The sequence below is a fragment of the Streptomyces sp. NPDC052773 genome (genome assembly GCF_044547145.1).
Taxonomy (GTDB): domain Bacteria; phylum Actinomycetota; class Actinomycetes; order Streptomycetales; family Streptomycetaceae; genus Streptomyces.
This window is the reverse complement of sequence record NZ_JBITZX010000007.1, coordinates 157,687-174,496: the sequence shown is the minus strand read 5'-3', so window position 1 is coordinate 174,496 and position 16,810 is coordinate 157,687. Positions and strand designations below refer to the sequence as shown.

Below are 16,810 nucleotides of genomic sequence, written 5' to 3'. Positions count from 1 at the left end.
ATCCGGATGCCGCGGGGCCAGGGCCGTCCCCGCGGGCACCGATCCGACGCCGGCCACATCAGTCACACAGTCACAAGGAGAAACCCCTCGTGAGCACCACCATCGCCGCCGCCCCTCTGACCACCCAGGACGCCGAGACCCTGGTCGCGGCGGCCTCCCGCGCCGCCGAGGCCGCCGGGGTGACGGTCAGCGTCACCGTGCTGGACGCCGGCGGTCACCTGCTGGCCTTCCGCCGCGACGACCGGGCCGTCCTGATCTCCGGTGAGACCAGCACCCGCAAGGCGTACACCGCGCTCCAGCTCAACGCCCCCACCGCGGACCTGGTCGACGCCGTCAAGCCGGACGGGCCCTTCCACAGCCTGCCGACCGCTCTCAGCCAGCCGCTGCTGTTCATCGCCGGTGGTGTGCCGGTGCACCGGGACGGCCGGCTGATCGGCGCCATCGGCGTCGGCGGCGGAGCGCCGGAACAGGACCACGCCTTCGCCACCGCCGCCGTGGAAGCCCTCGCCTGAGCGCGGCTCTCCATCTGAAAAGACGCCGGTTCCCGACGGGGGACCGGCGTCTTCCGCGTTTCGAGGCCTCAGCCCGCGGCCACCGTCAGCGGAGCGAAGCGCCGACTCCAGTCACCGGGCAGGTCCCCGATGCCGTAGGTCATCACCGCGTTGAAGGCGACGGACGCCAGCCCGCGCTCCTTCGCCCACGCCAGCAGCTCTTCGTGCCGTACGTCGATATCGGTCCGCAGCGGTCGATCGGTGTGGGTGGCGAGGGAGGCGATGAGTGCCTGCGCGGTCTGCGTGTCCCGGGCGATCAACGGACCCACCACATGGGTGTCCATGTTGGGCCAGGCGGCCGTGTAACCGATGATCCGGCCGTGCTCCTCGGCGACGCGCAGCTGGTCGGCGAAGGCGGGCAGCCGGGTGATGATGTGCGTGCGGTCGGAGCCGAACACCTCCTCGTCGAGCCGCAGAATCGCCGGCAGATCCTCCGCCGTCGCGGGCCGGGTGGCGACCTTCGGTTCCGGTCCGCCCGGGGTGAAACGGCCCAGCAGCATCTCCGCCTGGCCGGTGACCTTGAACCCGAGTTCTTCATAGAGCGGGCGGCCGTAGGGCGTCGCGTGCAGAGTCAGCGGGGTGGTGCCCATCGTGGAGACGACATGGCGCATCAGACGGCGCCCGACGCCCTGCCGGGCGTGCCGCTCGGCTACCAGCACCATGCCGATGGCCGCCAGATCGGGGCGGCCGTGAGGACCGTACTCGGTGACGGCACAGGCGCTGACGAGCCCTCCGTCGGGGTCGTCGATGCCGTACCCCTTCCCCGCGGTGAGGAGGAAGCCCCACTTGTGCTCTTCGCGTGGCCACCCCCGGTTCTCGGACAGGTCGGCGCAGGCGGCGAGATCGCGAAGCGTCAGACGGCGGATGGGCAGAGCGGCGACGGAAGGAGTGGGCACGCAGGTCAGGCTGTCCGACGGGTGCCCTCGGCGTCCACCTGTTTCGAGTGAGACGTACGTCCTTTTGGCCATGCCGTGACCATGGGCACGGCGAGAGAACGAGGGCGAGGTGTTTCACGTGAAACGTCGACGAACGGCGGGCGTCCGCCCGATGCATCACCGTGCCGATGGCCCATCAGCCGGCAGGCCTCGCTCTTGCCGCCGGTACCCTCGGGGCCCATGGCGAGACTTCATCTCTTCGACCTCGACGGCACCTTGCTGTACGGGACGTCCGCGCCGGTGGAGATCTCCCGGCAACTCGGTCTGGAGAGGGAGACGGTGGCGCTCGACCGGTCGATCGCGGCCGGAGAGATAGGTTCGCCGGAGTATGCGCAGCGGGTGCACACCCTGTGGGCGGAGCTGACCGAGGCGCATGTCGCGGCGGCCTTCGACCGGGCGCCCTGGCTGGCTCGCATCCGGGACGTCTGGGCGGAGATCCGGGAACGGGGCGACTACTGCGCCGTCGTCTCCCTGTCCCCCTCGTTCTTCGTGGAACGCCTGACAGGGTGGGGCGCGCACGCGGCGCACGGGTCGCGCTTCCCCGCAGTACCGTTCACCGAGCCCGTGGACCCGACGGGCGTGCTCAGCGCCGCGGCCAAGGTGATGATCGCCGACCGGCTGTGCCGGCAGTTCGGGGTGACCCGGGCCGACTGCGTCGCGTACGGGGACTCGTCGTCGGACACCGATCTGTTCGCAGCCGTTCCTGTTTCCGTCGCGGTCAACGCGGACCACCGTCTGACCGGTCTGGCCACCCACGCCTATGAGGGGAAGGATCTGTGGGATGCCTATGAATTGGTCCGTGACGCCCTGTAATTGAGAGAACTCATGGTTCGCTTCATGGTCGATTTCGTGGCCGGCGCAGGGGGGACTTGTGTGCGACGCGGTGGCCGGTATGGTCGAGTCCGGTTCCCGGTCGGGAAGAGGCGGCACGCCTCCCCGGTGGGGACAGAGCAGGAAAAAGCAGCCTGACGGAACGGAGAGATCGAGGACCCGCGTTCCGGGGTATACGGCTGACGCGTGCGCGAAGACGGGTTGAATGAGGCCGCACCGGGCGCGGCGGTGCTCGGGGGCAGGACAAGCCGTCTGCGGGGGAAGCAGGCACCTTCCGATCGGGAAGTGCGCAGACCGACCGAGAGATGTTCGAGGCGAGGCACAGCATGGACGCTCCGACCACCACGTCGGCCGACAACGGCACTTCCGACGGCGGGGGCGGCTGGTTCACGCCGCGCAAGAAGCCGGCGACGACGGCACCGGAGAGCGAGCGCGACGCGGCAACCGCCTCGGAGCCCGCGGAGATATCCCCGGCACAGCGGATATCGGCGCCTCCGACATCGGCACCTCCGATATCCGGACCGCGTCCATCCCCGGCCGTCGCCGAAGCCTCCGCCCCCCACCGCGTCCCCACGCAGCGCCCAGCCCCCACCGGCCGGCCGGAGCCGCAGCCGTCCGCTCCGGCCGAGGACGCCTCACCGGACGCCGTACTCATCCGGCGAACCATGGCCGAGATCGCCCCCGTGGCCGACAAGGTCACCTCCTACTTCTACGCGCTGCTCTTCGTCCGGCACCCCGAGCTGAGGTTGCTCTTCCCGCCCGCGATGGACACCCAGCGGGACCGTCTGCTCAAGGCGCTGCTCACCGCCGCGGAGCACATCGACAACACCCCGGTGCTCGTCGACTACCTGCAAAACCTGGGCCGGGGACACCGCAAGTACGGCACCCGGCCCGAGCACTACCCGGCCGTCGGCGAATGCCTCATCGGCGCGCTGAGCCGGTACGCCGAGGGGATCTGGGACGCGGAGACCGAAGCGGCCTGGGTGCGGACGTATACGACGATCTCGCAGGTCATGATCGACGCGGCGGCTGCGGACGAGCTGCGCGCCCCCGCCTGGTGGCACGCCGAGGTCGTCGCCCACGATCTGCGGACCCCCGACATCGCGGTCATCACCGTCCGCCCGGACCAGCCGTACCCCTTCCTCGCCGGCCAGTACACGAGCGTGGAGACGCCCTGGTGGCCGCGTGTGTGGCGGCACTACTCCTTCGCCTCCGCCCCCCGCTCGGACGGCCTGCTGACGTTCCACGTGAAGGCGGTCCCCGCGGGCTGGGTCTCCAACGCCCTGGTGCACCGCGCCCGGCCCGGTGATGTCATCCGCCTCGGCCCGCCGGCCGGTTCCATGACCGTCGACCACACCACCGACAGCGGACTGCTCTGTCTGGGCGGCGGCACCGGGATCGCCCCGATCAAGGCGCTCGTCGAGGATGTCGCCGAGCACGGCGAGCGACGGCCGGTGGAGGTGTTCTACGGCGCCCGCACCGATCAGGACCTGTACGACATCGACACCATGCTCAGGCTCCAGCAGAGCCACTCCTGGCTGTCGGTCCGCGCGATCATCGACCAGCAGGCGCACCTCCAGCTGCCCGACGCCATACGCGAGTACGGCCCATGGAACGAGTACGACGCCTATCTCTCGGGCCCGCCCGGGATGATCCGCAGCGGTGTGGACGCGCTGCGGCACGTGGGCATCCCGTCGAACCGCATACGGCACGACTCGGTGGAGGAGCTCGTCGCCGCGGGCAGCTGAAAGCGGGGGCGCGCGAGACCGGAGGTCAGCCCAGGTCGGGGGCGTGCATGGCGCGTACGCCCTCGATGTTCCCGTCGAGGTAGTGCCGCAGCGACAACGGCACCAGGTGGACCGAGGCGATCCCGACCCGGGTGAACGGCACCCGCACGATCTCGTACTCGCCCGCCGGGTGCTCCACCTCGGGGCCGTGCCGCAGCGCCGGGTCCATGGACTCCAGCCGGCAGACGAAGAAGTGCTGGACCTTCACACCGGTCGCGCCGCCGTCCTCGCCGATGTGCTCGACGGTGTCCACGAAACACGGCACGACATCGGTGATCTTGGCGCCCAGCTCCTCGTAGACCTCGCGGTGCAGGGCGTCGACGACGGTCGGGTCCCCGGGCTCGACCCCGCCGCCGGGCGTCACCCAGTAGGGATCCACACCCGGCTTGGTGCGCTTGATCAGGATCAGGTCGTCACCGTCCAGCAGAACGGCACGGGCGGTGCGCTTGACCACGGGTCGGACGGTCATGGGTGAAATGTGGCCCGGCTGGTTCCACGTGAAACATCGCGAAACGTGACCGATGGGGCTCATGGAGTGATGGCCGGATTACGCGCCGGGGGCGCGCTCGGTGGAAGTCGTCCGTAGTCTTCCCCGGCGGCGAGCTCAGCCCCAGTCGGCCGCCGCCCGCTGAAGCCATTCGTGGGCCCGCGCGATATGTGGCATCGCCAGGGTCCCGGTGCGGACCACCAGGAAATAGGTGCGCAGCGGCGGCACGGCCGGCTCGTGCAGCGCGACGACCTCCCCGCGCTCCAGCGCGGTCGTGCACAGATAGCGGGGCAGGACGGCAATGCCGGCGCCGGCGGTCGCGCAGGCGAGGACCGCTCGTAGGTCCGGGACGATGACGGTGCCGGAGGCGTCCGGTCGGGCGTCGAAGACGGAGGCCCAGTAGCGGGATACGAAGGGCAGCGACTCGTGGACCTCGACGACGGGCAGGCTCTCCAGGGCGGACGCACCCTTGCGGCGCGGCATTCCGGGGCCGATGCGCTCGGCCCAGCGCGGGGCGGCGACCAGGACGTGCTCCTCGTCGCAGAGCGGGGTGGCGGTGAGCAGGGCGCCGCGCGGCCGGGCCGTGCTGATGGCGAGATCGTGGTGCCCGGCGGCCAGCCCTTCCAGGGTCTCCTCGGCGGTCCCGAAGGACGCCCGCAGGTCGAATCCCTGGCCTGCCTCGCCGGTCAGCTCGACCAGGGCGGGCAGGGCGCGTTCGGCGGTGAACTCCGGCGGGCCGGCGAGATGCAGGGTACGTAAGGAGGACTCGTCGTCGAGCCCGGTCTCGGCGATCTCCACCAGGGCGTCGAGATGCGGTGCGGCCTTGTGGGCGAGTTCGTCGCCGATGGTCGTCGGGGTCACGCCCCGGGCCTGCCGGAGGAACAGCGGACGGCCGAGCTGCCGTTCCAGGGTGCGGATCTGCGAGGTGACGGCGGGCTGCGAGAGGCCGAGCAGCGCGGCGGCGCGGGTGAAGGATCCGGCCCGGTGCACCGTCACGAAGGTGCGCAACAAGGCCAGGTCCATGGCGAAGCCCCCTTCCGCTGCCGTCCTCCCAGCCCCCGGGCAAGGCCCAACTATAAATAAGTCGATAGGTCGCTGTCGCTACTGTGATTGGACACTGACACAGAGTCAACTAGCCTTGTTCGCGCGGTTCTTGGCGCGCGGAACCGAGGACGGTCCGAGCCACGAGGGGGGAGGTTCGGACCGTCCGTTCGACGTGGTCACGCCGACCGGCCGCGCGTGCGTCCCGTTGCGTCGACCGTCCGCGTGCGGTCCCGTTCCGCCGACCGTCCGTGCGTGTGGTCCCGTTCCGCCAGCCGGCATGACCGGCGCGCCGACGGGTCATTTCGCCGACTCGTCCAGCGCGCGCAGCAGATCCGCCACCAGGTCCTCGGGGTCCTCGGCGCCGACCGACAGCCGGATGAAGCCCTCCGGCACCGCGTCCCCGCCCCAGCGACCGCGCCGCTCGGCCGTGGACCGCACCCCGCCGAAGCTCGTCGCGTCGTCCACGAGCCGCAGGCCCTCGAGAAAGCGCTCCGCACGCTCGCGGGTGGGCAGCGTGAAGGACACCACGCACCCGAAGCGGCGCATCTGCTGCGCGGCGACCTTGTGGGACGGGTCGTCGGGCAGCCCGGGATAGCGCAGCCCGGACACCTCCGGGCGCTGCCGCAGCGCATCGGCGACCGCCAGGGCGGTGGCGTTCTGCCGGTCCACGCGCAGCTGGAGCGTGGCGATCGAGCGGTGCGCCAGCCAGGCCTCCATCGGCCCGGGAATCGCACCGACGATCTTGCGCCAGCGGCGTACGGCGGTCATCGGCTCGCCCGCGCGGCCGGTGACGTAGCCCAGCAGGATGTCGCCGTGCCCGGTGAGCTGCTTGGTGCCGCTGGCGACGGAGAAGTCGGCGCCGAGCTCCAGCGGGCGCTGCCCGAGCGGCGTGGCGAGGGTGTTGTCGACGGCGACCAGGGCCCCGCGCGCGTGGGCCGCCTCGACGAGCCGGCGGATGTCGCAGACGTCCAGTCCGGGGTTGGACGGGCTCTCGATCCACAGCAGCTTCGCGCCGTCCAGGACGTCGAGCTGGGCGTCACCGCCCGTGGGCGCGGTGCGCACCTCGATGCCGTACGCCTCCAGCTGCGCGCGCACCAGGGGAAGCACCTGGTAGCCGTCGCTGGGCAGCACGACCGCGTCCCCGGCGCGCAGCTGGGAGAAGAGCACCGACGAGATGGCCGCCATGCCGGACGCGAAGACCAGCGTCTCCACGCCGTCCTCCCCGGGCGCCTCCAGCTCGCCGATCGCCGCCTCGAGGTGCGTCCAGGTCGGGTTCTCGTCGCGGCCGTAGGTGTACGGCCCGGTGGGCTCGCCCGGCAGGTGGAAGTGCGCGGCGAACACCGGCCCCGGCAGGGTCGGCTCGTACTTGACCGGCTCGGGCAGTCCCGCCCGCACCGCGCGGGTGCCGTCACCGCCCCTGAAAAGTCCGGAATCGTTCATGCCGCCTGCCCTTCCACGTGCTCACGTACCGCGGCGAGCAGACCGGTGCTCGCCGCCTCCACCATCTCAAGACACTCCTCGAAGCCGTCCCTCCCCCCGTAGTAAGGGTCCGGTACGTCGAGGTCGGCGCCCGCGGCGGGGTCGTACGAGCGCAGCAGCCGCACCTTGCGGGCGTCCTCCTCGGTCGGCGCGAGGCGGCGCAGCGCCTTGGCGTGCCCGGTGTCGAGGGCGATGACGAGGTCGAGCCGCTCGAACCAGGAGGGGTGGAACTGGCGAGCGGTGTGCTCGCTGTCGTACCCGTGCTCCTCCAGGACGGCGACGGTGCGCGGGTCGGCGGGGTCGCCCTCGTGCCAGCCGCCGGTGCCGGCGCTGTCGATCTCGAGGAGGCCGTCGAGCCCGGCCTCCTCGACACGGGCTCGGAAGACGGATTCGGCCATCGGGGAGCGGCAGATGTTCCCGGTGCAGACGAAGCAGACGCGGTACGTCATGCGCTCAGTCCCGGTCGGGCAGGACGACGTTGAGCGCCCAGGACACGATCGAGATGATCAGGCCGCCGAGGACGGCGGTCCAGAAGCCCTCGACGTGGAAGCTCAGGTCCAGCTTGTCGGCCAGCCACGAGGTCAGCAGCAGCATGAGGGCGTTCACCACCAGGGTGAACAGGCCGAGCGTGAGGATGAGCAGCGGCAGGCTGAGCAGCTTCACGACCGGCTTGACCAGGACGTTCACCAGCCCGAAGATCAGCGCCACCACGAGCAGGGTGCCGACCTTCTTGCCGGTGCTGTCACCGGTGAGGGTGATCTTGTCGAGCAGCCACACGGCGACCGCGAGGGCACCCGCGTTGGCGATCGTCTTGACTAGGAAATTCATCATGTGTCTGATCGTGGCAGACCAGGACGGCTACGAGCAGGGGCGCGAGGGCGACGCAACGATGAAGGCATTCCGGCTGGACGATCTGGAGGCGGAGCGCGCCGCCAACGAGGGGGCGTACCTGCAGTTCCTGCGTGAGCGGAACATGTCGGTCGGCCTGTACGCGCTGAACGCGGGGGAGCACGACCCGCAGAAGCCGCACAACCAGGACGAGGTGTACTTCGTGGTCAGCGGCCGGGCCTCGCTGACCGTGGGGATGGAGACCACGCAGGTGGCGCGCGGCAGCGTGGTGTACGTCCCGGCCGGTGTACCCCACAAGTTCCACCACATCAGCGAGGATCTGCGGGTCCTCGTGGTCTTCTCTCCGCCGGAGAGCTGATCCGCGGCACCGGATTCCCTAGGGGACCGGTCAGGGGAGGACAAGGGATGCGAGGCCCCCGCCGGGCCTGCCCTCGCACCTAGCATCGAGGGCAGGACATCGAAGATGAGAGAAAGGCGAGGGCGATGCGAGAGATCTTCGCGGGGCTGCCGTGGTGGGTGAAGTGGGTCGCGGTGCCGGTCATCGCCCTGGTGGTGTTCGGCAGTCTGATCGTCAGCATTCTGGGCTTCGTGATCGGACTGCTGTTCAAGCTGCTGCTGTTCGTGGCACTGGTCGGCGGACTTGTCTACGTCGTACGGAAGTTCACCGCCGGATCGTCCTCGAAGAGCGACTGGTAGGCGCCCCCCGCGAAGTGACCGGGGCCGGTGTGCTCGCCGGGGCGAAGGGGGTCACGGGGGCGACAGGTGGAGGTGTGGGTGACGGGAGCCGGTAACGGGAACGGCCGGTTCCCTCGGGCGAGGGAAGTTTCCGTCACAGGGCGTCTGCGGGCCGTGGCGGACGAATAGAGTCCGGAACCCCGCGGGACGACCCCGCGAGAGGCGTACACCCCCCGCACACCCCACCCGTGTTCCCCGCACGGGCTCCCCCCTCGCGCTTCGGGAGTGACCCATGGCCACGGCTGACACCGCACCCGCAGGACCCCACGCACCCCCCGTCCCCTCCCGCCCCGGCCTCGCCCCACAGGCCCTCCGTGTACGGCCCCCCGAACAGCCCGCGCCCCCGGACTCGTCCGCGCGGAGCACCCAGGCACCCCGGCGGACCGCTCCGCCCTCGCCCCCGCCCCCGGTACGGCCGGTGCCCCGGGCGCGACCGGCGACTCCTCCCGCCCAGCAGCAGACCGCGACCCTCATCGGTTCGGTCCAGCGCGCGATGCGCCTGCTGGAGTGCGTCGCCGGCCACGAGCACGGCGCACCGGCCAAGCAGCTCGCCCGCGAGACGGGCCTCGCGCTCCCGACGACCTATCACCTGCTGCGCACCCTGGTGCACGAGGGCTATCTGCGCCGCGAGAAAGGGCTGTTCTTCCTCGGGGCGGCGGCCGAGCGACTGAGCAGCAGCGGAGCACAGGAGAAACGTCGCAGCACGGTCACCGAGGCGCTCGCACGATGGCGGGATTCGATCGGCGTGCCGGTGTACTACGCGATGTACCGGGAAGGCGAGATCGAGGTTGTGTGCGTCTCCGACACCCCGGGCAATCCGGCGGTCGAGGAGTGGGCGGACTTCCGCGAGACCGGCCATGCGCACGCCATCGGCCAGTGTCTGCTGTCCCAGCTGGACGAGGCCGCCCGCCGCGATCACCTGGAGCGCTATCCCGTGCAGTCCCTCACCCCGTACACGGTGCGTGACAATCGAACGCTGCTCCAGCGCCTGGAACGTGTGGGCAGGATGGAACCTGTGATCGAGCGGCAGGAGTACGCGCTCGGCACGGTCTGCGCGGCGATCCCGATCACAGTGGGGACCACGGCCGCGACGATGGCCATCTCCCTCCCGTGCCATCAGGCCGACCGGCTGCTGCCGGCGGCACGGCAGTTGCAGAACGAGATCGGGCGCCTTCTGGGGTCGCTCTCGCTCTCTATCAGTATCTGAAAACTCACTCCTTGTGATCTGCTGTGCACGTTCAGCAAGATGCCAGCAGTATTCAACGGTTGATTCCCGGCCAATCGACGGCAACAGACGGGGTAGGCGATGCGCGAGTCCGTACAGGCAGAGGTCATGATGAGCTTTCTCGTCTCCGAGGAGCTCTCCTTCCGCATCCCGGTGGAGCTGCGGTACGAGACCTGTGATCCTTACGCCGTCCGGCTGACCTTCCATTTGCCCGGGGACGCGCCGGTCACCTGGGCGTTCGGACGCGAGTTGCTGATCGACGGAGTGGGCCGGCCCTGCGGTGAGGGTGATGTGCGGGTCTCCCCCGTGGAGCCCGACTCCCTGGGCGAGGTGCTGATCCGGCTTCAGGTGGGCGCTGATCAGGCCCTGTTCCGCTCCTCTTCGGCGCCGCTCGTCGCGTTCCTGGACCGCACCGACAAGCTGGTGCCCCTGGGACAGGAGGGCTCGCTCGCCGACTTCGACGCGCACCTCGACGAGGCGCTGGACCGCATCCTCGCGGAGGAGCAGAGCGCGGGTTGAGGCGGCGCGTACTTCGGGTGGAGTAACGCTTCTTCTTTGCTTTTAGGCGTACCGGCGTATCGACGTATCTGCGGCTCGGGAAGTCCGGTGTGGTCTCGGGCCCGGTGGGTTCGGCGGGCTCGGTGAGCCCGGGCTTGGCATGACCGGGCTTGGCGTGGCCGGGTGCCTGGTGGGCGTTGGGGAGCCGCGGGGCGTTGAGTGGCGGGGAGCCGTGGGCGGCGGGCTGAGCAGCTTGCCGCCCACGGGGCGCCATCGTCGGTCGCTGCCGTTTTCACCGCCCCGCTGCCGGTCTGCATGGCTCCGCTGCCGGGCGGCGCCGTCGTCAGCGCTTGCGGCGTCGTCCCCGGCCACCACTCCGCGGCGGCAGCGGTGTCCCGGCGCCGGCCGGCGCCGGTTCCGCCGCCGGGCGGTCCGCCGAGACCACGAGTGCGGCGAGGGCCGTGGTGACCGGCACCGACGCCACCAAGCCGATCGAGCCCACCAGGGTGCGCACGATCTCCTCCGCGACCAGTTCGCTGTTGGCGACCGTGCCCACGCTGCTCTGCGCGATCGAGAAGAGCAGCAGGAGCGGCAGCGCGGCGCCCGCGTAGGCGAGGACGAGGGTGTTGACGACGGAGGCGATGTGGTCGCGGCCGATCCGGATGGCCGCGCGGTACAGGCCGCGCCAGCCCATCGTCGGATTGGCGTCGTGCAGCTCCCAGACCGCCGAGGTCTGGGTGACCGTCACATCGTCCAGGACACCCAGGGAACCGATGATGACGCCGGCGAGCAGCAGACCGCTCATGTCGATCGACGGGTACAGCCCGTGGATCAGACCGGTGTTGTCGTCGGTGTCGCCGGTGAGCGCGGCCCAGCCGATGAACAGCGAGCCGAGGACGCCGATCAGCAGCAGCGAGATCAGCGTGCCGAGCACCGCCACCGATGTCCGGGCCGACAGTCCGTGACACAGGTAGAGGGCGGTCAGCATGATGGCGCTCGACCCGATCACCGCCACGAGCAGCGGGTTCGAGCCCTGCAGGATGGCCGGCAGGATGAAGAAGTTCAGCACGAGGAAGCTGATGGCCAGCGCGATCAGCGCCATGACGCCCCGCATCCGCCCGACAGCCACGACGGCGAGCGCGAAGAGGCCGGCGAGCAGGCCCATCGGCAGCCTGCGGTTCACGTCGGTGACCGAGTACTGGAGGTCCCTGGGGGCGGAGGGCTCGTAGGCGACGATCACCTTCTGGCCCTGCTCCAGCTGCCGTGACTGGTCCGGCTGGACGATCTCGTTGAAGGTACGGCCCTTGTCCTTGCCGGTGTCGACGCGGATGGTCGCCTTCTTGCAGGTGCCGTCGGCCTGCTGCTGGGCGGAGGAGCCCTCGGCGGTGGACGTGTCGCCGGTCGGGGGCGGGGCCGAGGCGTTGACCGAGCCGCAGTCCACCTTCTCGATCCTGGTGACCGTGGCGTGCTGGGTCTGCCGGTCGAAGCCGACCCCGGTCCGCTCGTGCGGCGGGGCGCCGCCGGGCCACAGCACGGCCAGCCCCACCACCACGGCCGCGGCGAACGGGATGAGCACCGCGCTGATCAGCTTGCGCAGATGCTGGGAGACGGGCGCGGCGGGGCCGTGAGTGTGCGAGTGCCCGTGGCCGCCATGCCCGCCACTGGGGCCAGAGCCGTCACCGGAGCCGGCGCCGCCACCATGCCCGTGGCCGTGGCCGCCACCGGAGCCACCGTGCCCGTGGCCGGGCTCACCACCTTGCCCGTGCCCGCGCCCGTGCGACCGTCCGTGCCGCGAACCCGGCCCGCGCCCAGCGTCGTTACCGGCTCCGCCACCATCACCGGCTCCGGGACCGTCTCCGTATCCACCCCCGGATCCATCCCCGAAGCCGCCTCCGAAACTGCCGCGGAAGCCGCCTCCGGAATCACCTCCGGGGCCGCTTCCGGGACCGGCGCCACGCGGGGGCTCGGGCGGTGGGAACGGGGGATGCTGCGTCGTGGTCACCGACCGATCATCGCAAGAACGAACGGGGCCCCCTGTTCACCGCGCCCGAATTGACGCTAGCGTGGAGCCACCTTTGTACACGCGGGAGCTCGGAGCACCGGGCTGAGAGGGCGCTGACCTCCGTCCCAGCGATGTTTCACATGAAACATCACCGACCACGAGTGATGTTTCACACGAGACGTCGGCAGACGGATACCGCTGCGTCGACCGCCGAACCTGTTACCGGGTAATGCCGGCGTAGGGAGTAGGTCTCATGACCATCAAGGACGCGCGCACGCCTGCCTCCACGCAGAACGCCTCCGTCGCGACGGAGACGTCGACCGACGGGGAGGCCGGGAAGTCCATCGGCTGGCACAAGGCGTACGTCGAGGGCACCCGCCCCGACCTGCGAGTGCCGGTCCGCCAGGTGCACCTCACCAACGGGCGGTCGGTCACGTTGTACGACACATCCGGCCCGTACACCGATCCGCACGTCGAAACCGACGTCCGCAGGGGGCTGCCACCGCTGCGGGAAAACTGGATCATCGCCCGCGGCGACACCGAGGAGTACGCGGGCCGTCCCGTCCGTCCCGAGGACGACGGAATCAAGCACACCTCGCCGCGTGGCGGCCTGCGCAACCTCGACGCGGTCTTCCCCGGACGACCGCGCCAGCCGCGCCGGGGCCGTGGCGGTCAGGCGGTGACGCAGCTGGCGTATGCGCGCCGCGGCGAGATCACACCGGAGATGGAGTTCGTGGCCATCCGGGAGAACGTTTCTCCCGAGGTGGTGCGCGAGGAGATCGCGGCGGGCCGAGCCGTGCTGCCGGCCAACGTCAACCACCCGGAGATCGAGCCGATGATCATCGGCAAGCGGTTCCTGGTGAAGGTCAACGCCAACATCGGCAACTCCGCGGTGACGTCCTCCATCGAGGAGGAGGTCGAGAAGATGACCTGGGCGACCCGCTGGGGCGCCGACACGGTCATGGACCTGTCCACGGGCCGCAACATCCACACCACCCGTGAGTGGGTGCTGCGCAACTCCCCCGTCCCCATCGGCACCGTGCCGCTCTACCAGGCCCTGGAGAAGGTCGACGGCAAGGCCGAGGAACTGACCTGGGAGATCTACAAGGACACGGTCATCGAGCAGGCCGAGCAGGGCGTGGACTACATGACGGTCCACGCGGGCGTGCGCCTGGCGTACGTCCCGCTCACCGCGAACCGCAAGACCGGCATCGTCTCCCGCGGCGGCTCGATCATGGCGGCGTGGTGCCTGGCGCACCACAAGGAGTCGTTCCTCTACGAGAACTTCGAGGAGCTCTGCGAGATCCTCGCCGCCTACGACGTCACCTACTCGCTCGGTGACGGCCTGCGGCCCGGGTCGATCGCGGACGCCAACGACGAGGCGCAGTTCGCCGAGTTGAAGACGCTCGGGGAACTCAACCGGATCGCGAAGCGTTTCAACGTGCAGACGATGATCGAGGGCCCCGGTCACGTCCCGATGCACAAGATCAAGGAGAACATCGACCTTCAGCAGGAGATCTGTGATGAAGCTCCGTTCTATACGCTCGGCCCGCTGACGACGGACATCGCGCCGGCGTACGACCACATCACCTCCGGCATCGGTGCCGCGATGATCGCCTGGTGGGGCACGGCCATGCTCTGCTATGTCACGCCCAAGGAGCACCTGGGGCTGCCCAACCGTGACGACGTCAAGACCGGCGTCATCACCTACAAGATCGCTGCCCACGCGGCCGACCTCGCCAAGGGCCACCCCGGTGCGCAGGAGTGGGACGACGCGCTGTCCGACGCGCGCTTCGAGTTCCGCTGGGAGGACCAGTTCAACCTGGCCCTCGACCCCGACACGGCTCGTGAGTTCCACGACGAGACCCTGCCGGCCGAGCCCGCCAAGACGGCGCACTTCTGCTCGATGTGCGGGCCGAAGTTCTGCTCGATGAAGATCTCCCAGGACATCCGCCGTGAACACGGCGGCAGCCAGGCGGAGATCGAGCAGGGCATGGCCCAGAAGTCGAAGGAGTTCGCCGCGGCGGGCAACCGGGTGTATCTGCCGATCGCGGACTGACCGGGCCGACCGGACGGCCCGGACCGACCGGACCGACCCGGCCCCGGCGGCACGGACTGACCGGACGGATGGTCCGCCGGCAGGGCAGGGCACCGTCTCCGGCTTGCGCTCCCCCGTCCACGTGGGGGCGCGCAAGCCGGCGGTCACTCCGGATGGTGATCCGGGCCGCCGAAGTCCGGACTCGTGTAGTCCGGGCTGGAGAAGCGGGGCCGGTGCCCGGCGGACCGGCCGTCGCCGGGGCTGGTGAAGCCGGGGCGGTCGTAGCCGAGGTGCGGCATGCGGCCGGTCGGGGCCGGACGGGCGGTGTGGTGCAGTGCGGCGGTGCCGGGTTCGGCGAGGGCTTCGCGGAGGAACGGCACGATGCCGCGTTCGAGCAGGGCCTCGCGCCAGGCCTCTCTGGCCTGCACCAGTTCGCTGTTCTCCTCGCCGTAGGGGCCGGGCTCCGGCGTGGGCCGGTTGCGCAGCGCGGTGAGCAGCAGACCGACCGCGGCGACGAGGATCGCCACCGCTGTCACGGCACCGAACACCCAGCCGGTGGTGAGCATGGTCCGGGCGAACGCCTGGTCGGGGTCGAGCATCTTCAGGATGTAGCCGACGAGCAGGAAGATCGCCGCGGCGGTTCCGGCCAGGACGGGGGCGAGGACGGCGATCACGGCGACGGCTCCCGCGCCGACGGTCTCGGCGGCCTCTCCCATGGTGGTGGCGAGCCCCATCGCGCTCGGCCCCGGTTCCGAGGAGTCGGACGCGGGGACGGACGACGGGGTGGACGGCGTCGGGTGGCGCAGTTCCTCGCGGACCTTCACATAGTGCTGGTACTCGGTCGCCGCGGCCGCGGTGATGAGGGCGGAGGCGCCGAGCGCCATGGTGCGCAGCTGTTCGGTGTTCAGCCGCTGTCCGACAGCGGCCAGTTCCGGGCGGTGTGGTGCGGAGCGCAGCGCCTCATCGAGGAGCCGCTCGTACTCCTGGCGGTCCTCGCTCAGCAGGTGCTGCGGAACGCTGTTCATGTGCATCCCCCGATGCTCCGTAGGGCTTGGGGCTCGCACGCTGACGAGCCGTCGGGCAGAAACGGAGGGGAGCCTGCTACGGATAAGCCGATGGTAGAGCGGTGACGGCAGGCGTTGACAGGGGGTTTGCAGAAATTGGGCCGTGGCCTGGGCTGTTACTCGCCGGTCCGGAGCCGGGGGCCGACTGGCCGGTGAACGCTCAGACGCTCAGCGGGAGTTGCTGGACCAGTAGCTTCCCGGCCATGGTCACTCCGCCGTCCATCGCGATGGCGAGGCCGTCGGCGTAGACGTGGGGTCCCTCGACCACGGGGCCGGTGCTGTCCTCGCCGTCCTCGGAGCCGACCTCGCCCAGCAGGTAGGGGATGGGGCTGTGGCCGTGGACGATGCGGGTGCCGCCGTAGGTGTCGAGCAGGGAGCGCACGGCGTCGGCGCCGCCCTCGTCGCGGAAGGAGAAGCGCTTGGTGAACTTGCGGAACAGGTCCCAGACCTCGTCCGCGTCGTTGCGGGTGAGGGTCTCGCGGACGTTGTCGTTGACGGCCTCGATGGAGTCGCCGTAGTCCAGGTAGGCGGTGGTGTCGGAGTGGACGAGCAGATGGCCGTCGATCTCGGTGAGCGCGTCGAGGCGGGCCATCCACTGCAGGTGGTGGTCCTGGAGGCGGTCCATGTCGGTCTTCTGGCCGCCGTTGAGCAGCCAGGCCGCCTGGAAGGTGGCGGTGCCCGCGCCGGAGTTGACCGGCGTGTCACCGAACCGCTTGGCGCCGATGAGCAGCAGCTCGTGGTTGCCCATCAGGGCCTTGCAGTAGCCGCCCGCCGCGGCGGCCTCGGCGGACAGCCGCATCACCAGGTCGATGACGCCGATGCCGTCCGGGCCGCGGTCGGTGAAGTCGCCGAGAAACCACAGCCGCGCGGTGCCCGCGCACCAGTGGCCGGCGGCGTCGATCAGGCCCTTCTCCTGGAGGGCGGCCACCAGCTCGTCGAGGTAACCGTGCACGTCACCCACGACGAACAGGGGGCCCGGACCGGTGGCGGGCGGGGCGACGGGCGCGGGCGCCGGGTCGACGGTCACCTGGACCGTGTCACCCCGGTTGATCACCGGCAGGTCGCGCTGGGTCGGCGTGTACTCCTGCGGGAAGGACACCGGCTCCGCGACTGGGCCGGGAGCCTCGCCCGGGTGAGAGCTGTGGACATACGGACCGGTCTCGTGGACGTACGCGGGTACCCGGAAGTCGCGCAACGTCGCCGTCCGCTCCACCTCGGGTCCCTGACCGGCCCCCTGAGTCATCGACCCCTCCACCATTGCGCCGCAGCTGCACCGCTTCGGACT

General features: G+C 70.5%; 17 protein-coding genes and 1 riboswitch. Of the genes, 8 read left to right on the top strand and 9 right to left on the bottom strand.

What is annotated here, in order from left to right:
• The first annotated feature begins 89 nt into the window (after positions 1-89).
• Positions 90-512: a heme-binding protein gene (locus ACIG0D_RS18120; RefSeq protein WP_399801584.1), complete on the top strand. Its 423-nt coding sequence runs from the start codon at positions 90-92 to the stop codon at positions 510-512.
• Positions 513-580: 68 nt separating this feature from the next.
• Here ACIG0D_RS18120 and ACIG0D_RS18115 read toward each other — a convergent pair whose 3' ends face one another.
• Positions 581-1,447: a GNAT family N-acetyltransferase gene (locus tag ACIG0D_RS18115; protein ID WP_399801582.1), complete on the bottom strand. Its 867-nt coding sequence runs from the start codon at positions 1,445-1,447 to the stop codon at positions 581-583.
• Positions 1,448-1,666: 219 nt separating this feature from the next.
• On the opposite strand from ACIG0D_RS18115, the gene ACIG0D_RS18110 reads away from it, so the two are divergent.
• Positions 1,667-2,299 (top strand): HAD family hydrolase, encoded by a 633-nt coding sequence (locus ACIG0D_RS18110; RefSeq protein ID WP_399801579.1) that lies wholly within the window; start codon positions 1,667-1,669, stop codon positions 2,297-2,299.
• A 323-nt stretch (positions 2,300-2,622) separates the two neighbouring features.
• The gene (locus ACIG0D_RS18105; RefSeq protein ID WP_399801576.1) at positions 2,623-4,065 is read left to right on the top strand and encodes a globin domain-containing protein; all 1,443 of its coding nucleotides are present in this window, start codon (positions 2,623-2,625) and stop codon (positions 4,063-4,065) included.
• Between the two features lie 25 nt (positions 4,066-4,090).
• Here the strand turns inward: ACIG0D_RS18105 and ACIG0D_RS18100 are convergent, their stop codons facing one another.
• The 5 genes from ACIG0D_RS18100 to ACIG0D_RS18080 form a co-directional block, all read right to left on the bottom strand.
• Positions 4,091-4,573, bottom strand: coding sequence for an NUDIX hydrolase (locus ACIG0D_RS18100; RefSeq protein ID WP_365757098.1), 483 nt, complete (start codon positions 4,571-4,573; stop codon positions 4,091-4,093).
• A 135-nt stretch (positions 4,574-4,708) separates the two neighbouring features.
• Positions 4,709-5,614 (bottom strand): LysR family transcriptional regulator, encoded by a 906-nt coding sequence (locus ACIG0D_RS18095; RefSeq protein WP_399801573.1) that lies wholly within the window; start codon positions 5,612-5,614, stop codon positions 4,709-4,711.
• 318 nt (positions 5,615-5,932) lie between these two features.
• Entirely contained in the window at positions 5,933-7,075 is a 1,143-nt protein-coding gene (locus ACIG0D_RS18090) for a cystathionine gamma-lyase (RefSeq protein ID WP_399801570.1), read from the bottom strand.
• The gene (locus ACIG0D_RS18085; protein ID WP_399801567.1) at positions 7,072-7,563 is read right to left on the bottom strand and encodes a low molecular weight protein-tyrosine-phosphatase; all 492 of its coding nucleotides are present in this window, start codon (positions 7,561-7,563) and stop codon (positions 7,072-7,074) included. Before ACIG0D_RS18085 ends, ACIG0D_RS18090 begins: the two co-directional genes overlap by 4 nt.
• 4 nt (positions 7,564-7,567) lie before the next feature.
• On the bottom strand, positions 7,568-7,945 hold the full coding sequence (locus tag ACIG0D_RS18080) for a phage holin family protein (RefSeq protein WP_399801565.1): 378 nt from the start codon (positions 7,943-7,945) through the stop codon (positions 7,568-7,570).
• A gap of 58 nt (positions 7,946-8,003) precedes the next feature.
• Here ACIG0D_RS18080 and ACIG0D_RS18075 point away from each other — a divergent pair, with 58 nt between their 5' ends.
• The 4 genes from ACIG0D_RS18075 to ACIG0D_RS18060 all read left to right on the top strand — a co-directional run bounded on the left by ACIG0D_RS18075 (position 8,004) and on the right by ACIG0D_RS18060 (position 10,442).
• On the top strand, positions 8,004-8,321 hold the full coding sequence (locus ACIG0D_RS18075) for a cupin domain-containing protein (RefSeq protein ID WP_365757279.1): 318 nt from the start codon (positions 8,004-8,006) through the stop codon (positions 8,319-8,321).
• Between the two features lie 125 nt (positions 8,322-8,446).
• On the top strand, positions 8,447-8,659 hold the full coding sequence (locus ACIG0D_RS18070; protein WP_399801562.1) for a DUF5326 family protein: 213 nt from the start codon (positions 8,447-8,449) through the stop codon (positions 8,657-8,659).
• A gap of 511 nt (positions 8,660-9,170) precedes the next feature.
• Positions 9,171-9,905: an IclR family transcriptional regulator gene (locus ACIG0D_RS18065; protein ID WP_399801978.1), complete on the top strand. Its 735-nt coding sequence runs from the start codon at positions 9,171-9,173 to the stop codon at positions 9,903-9,905.
• Positions 9,906-10,004: 99 nt separating this feature from the next.
• Positions 10,005-10,442, top strand: coding sequence for an SsgA family sporulation/cell division regulator (locus ACIG0D_RS18060; RefSeq protein WP_351838451.1), 438 nt, complete (start codon positions 10,005-10,007; stop codon positions 10,440-10,442).
• A gap of 322 nt (positions 10,443-10,764) precedes the next feature.
• On the opposite strand, the gene ACIG0D_RS18055 is transcribed toward ACIG0D_RS18060, so the two are convergent.
• Positions 10,765-12,423, bottom strand: a complete 1,659-nt coding sequence (locus ACIG0D_RS18055) for a YibE/F family protein (RefSeq protein WP_399801559.1) — start codon at positions 12,421-12,423, stop codon at positions 10,765-10,767.
• A gap of 71 nt (positions 12,424-12,494) precedes the next feature.
• A riboswitch (TPP riboswitch) is annotated at positions 12,495-12,684 on the top strand.
• Between ACIG0D_RS18055 and thiC the strand changes: the two genes are divergently transcribed.
• The gene (gene thiC, locus ACIG0D_RS18050; RefSeq protein ID WP_365757114.1) at positions 12,677-14,482 is read left to right on the top strand and encodes a phosphomethylpyrimidine synthase ThiC; all 1,806 of its coding nucleotides are present in this window, start codon (positions 12,677-12,679) and stop codon (positions 14,480-14,482) included. It overlaps the preceding riboswitch by 8 nt.
• A gap of 143 nt (positions 14,483-14,625) precedes the next feature.
• Here thiC and ACIG0D_RS18045 read toward each other — a convergent pair whose 3' ends face one another.
• Positions 14,626-15,492: a hypothetical protein gene (locus ACIG0D_RS18045; protein WP_399801556.1), complete on the bottom strand. Its 867-nt coding sequence runs from the start codon at positions 15,490-15,492 to the stop codon at positions 14,626-14,628.
• A 193-nt stretch (positions 15,493-15,685) separates the two neighbouring features.
• A complete protein-coding gene (locus tag ACIG0D_RS18040) occupies positions 15,686-16,783 on the bottom strand; it encodes a metallophosphoesterase (protein ID WP_399801553.1) in 1,098 nt (365 codons plus the stop codon).
• Positions 16,784-16,810 lie beyond the last annotated feature (27 nt).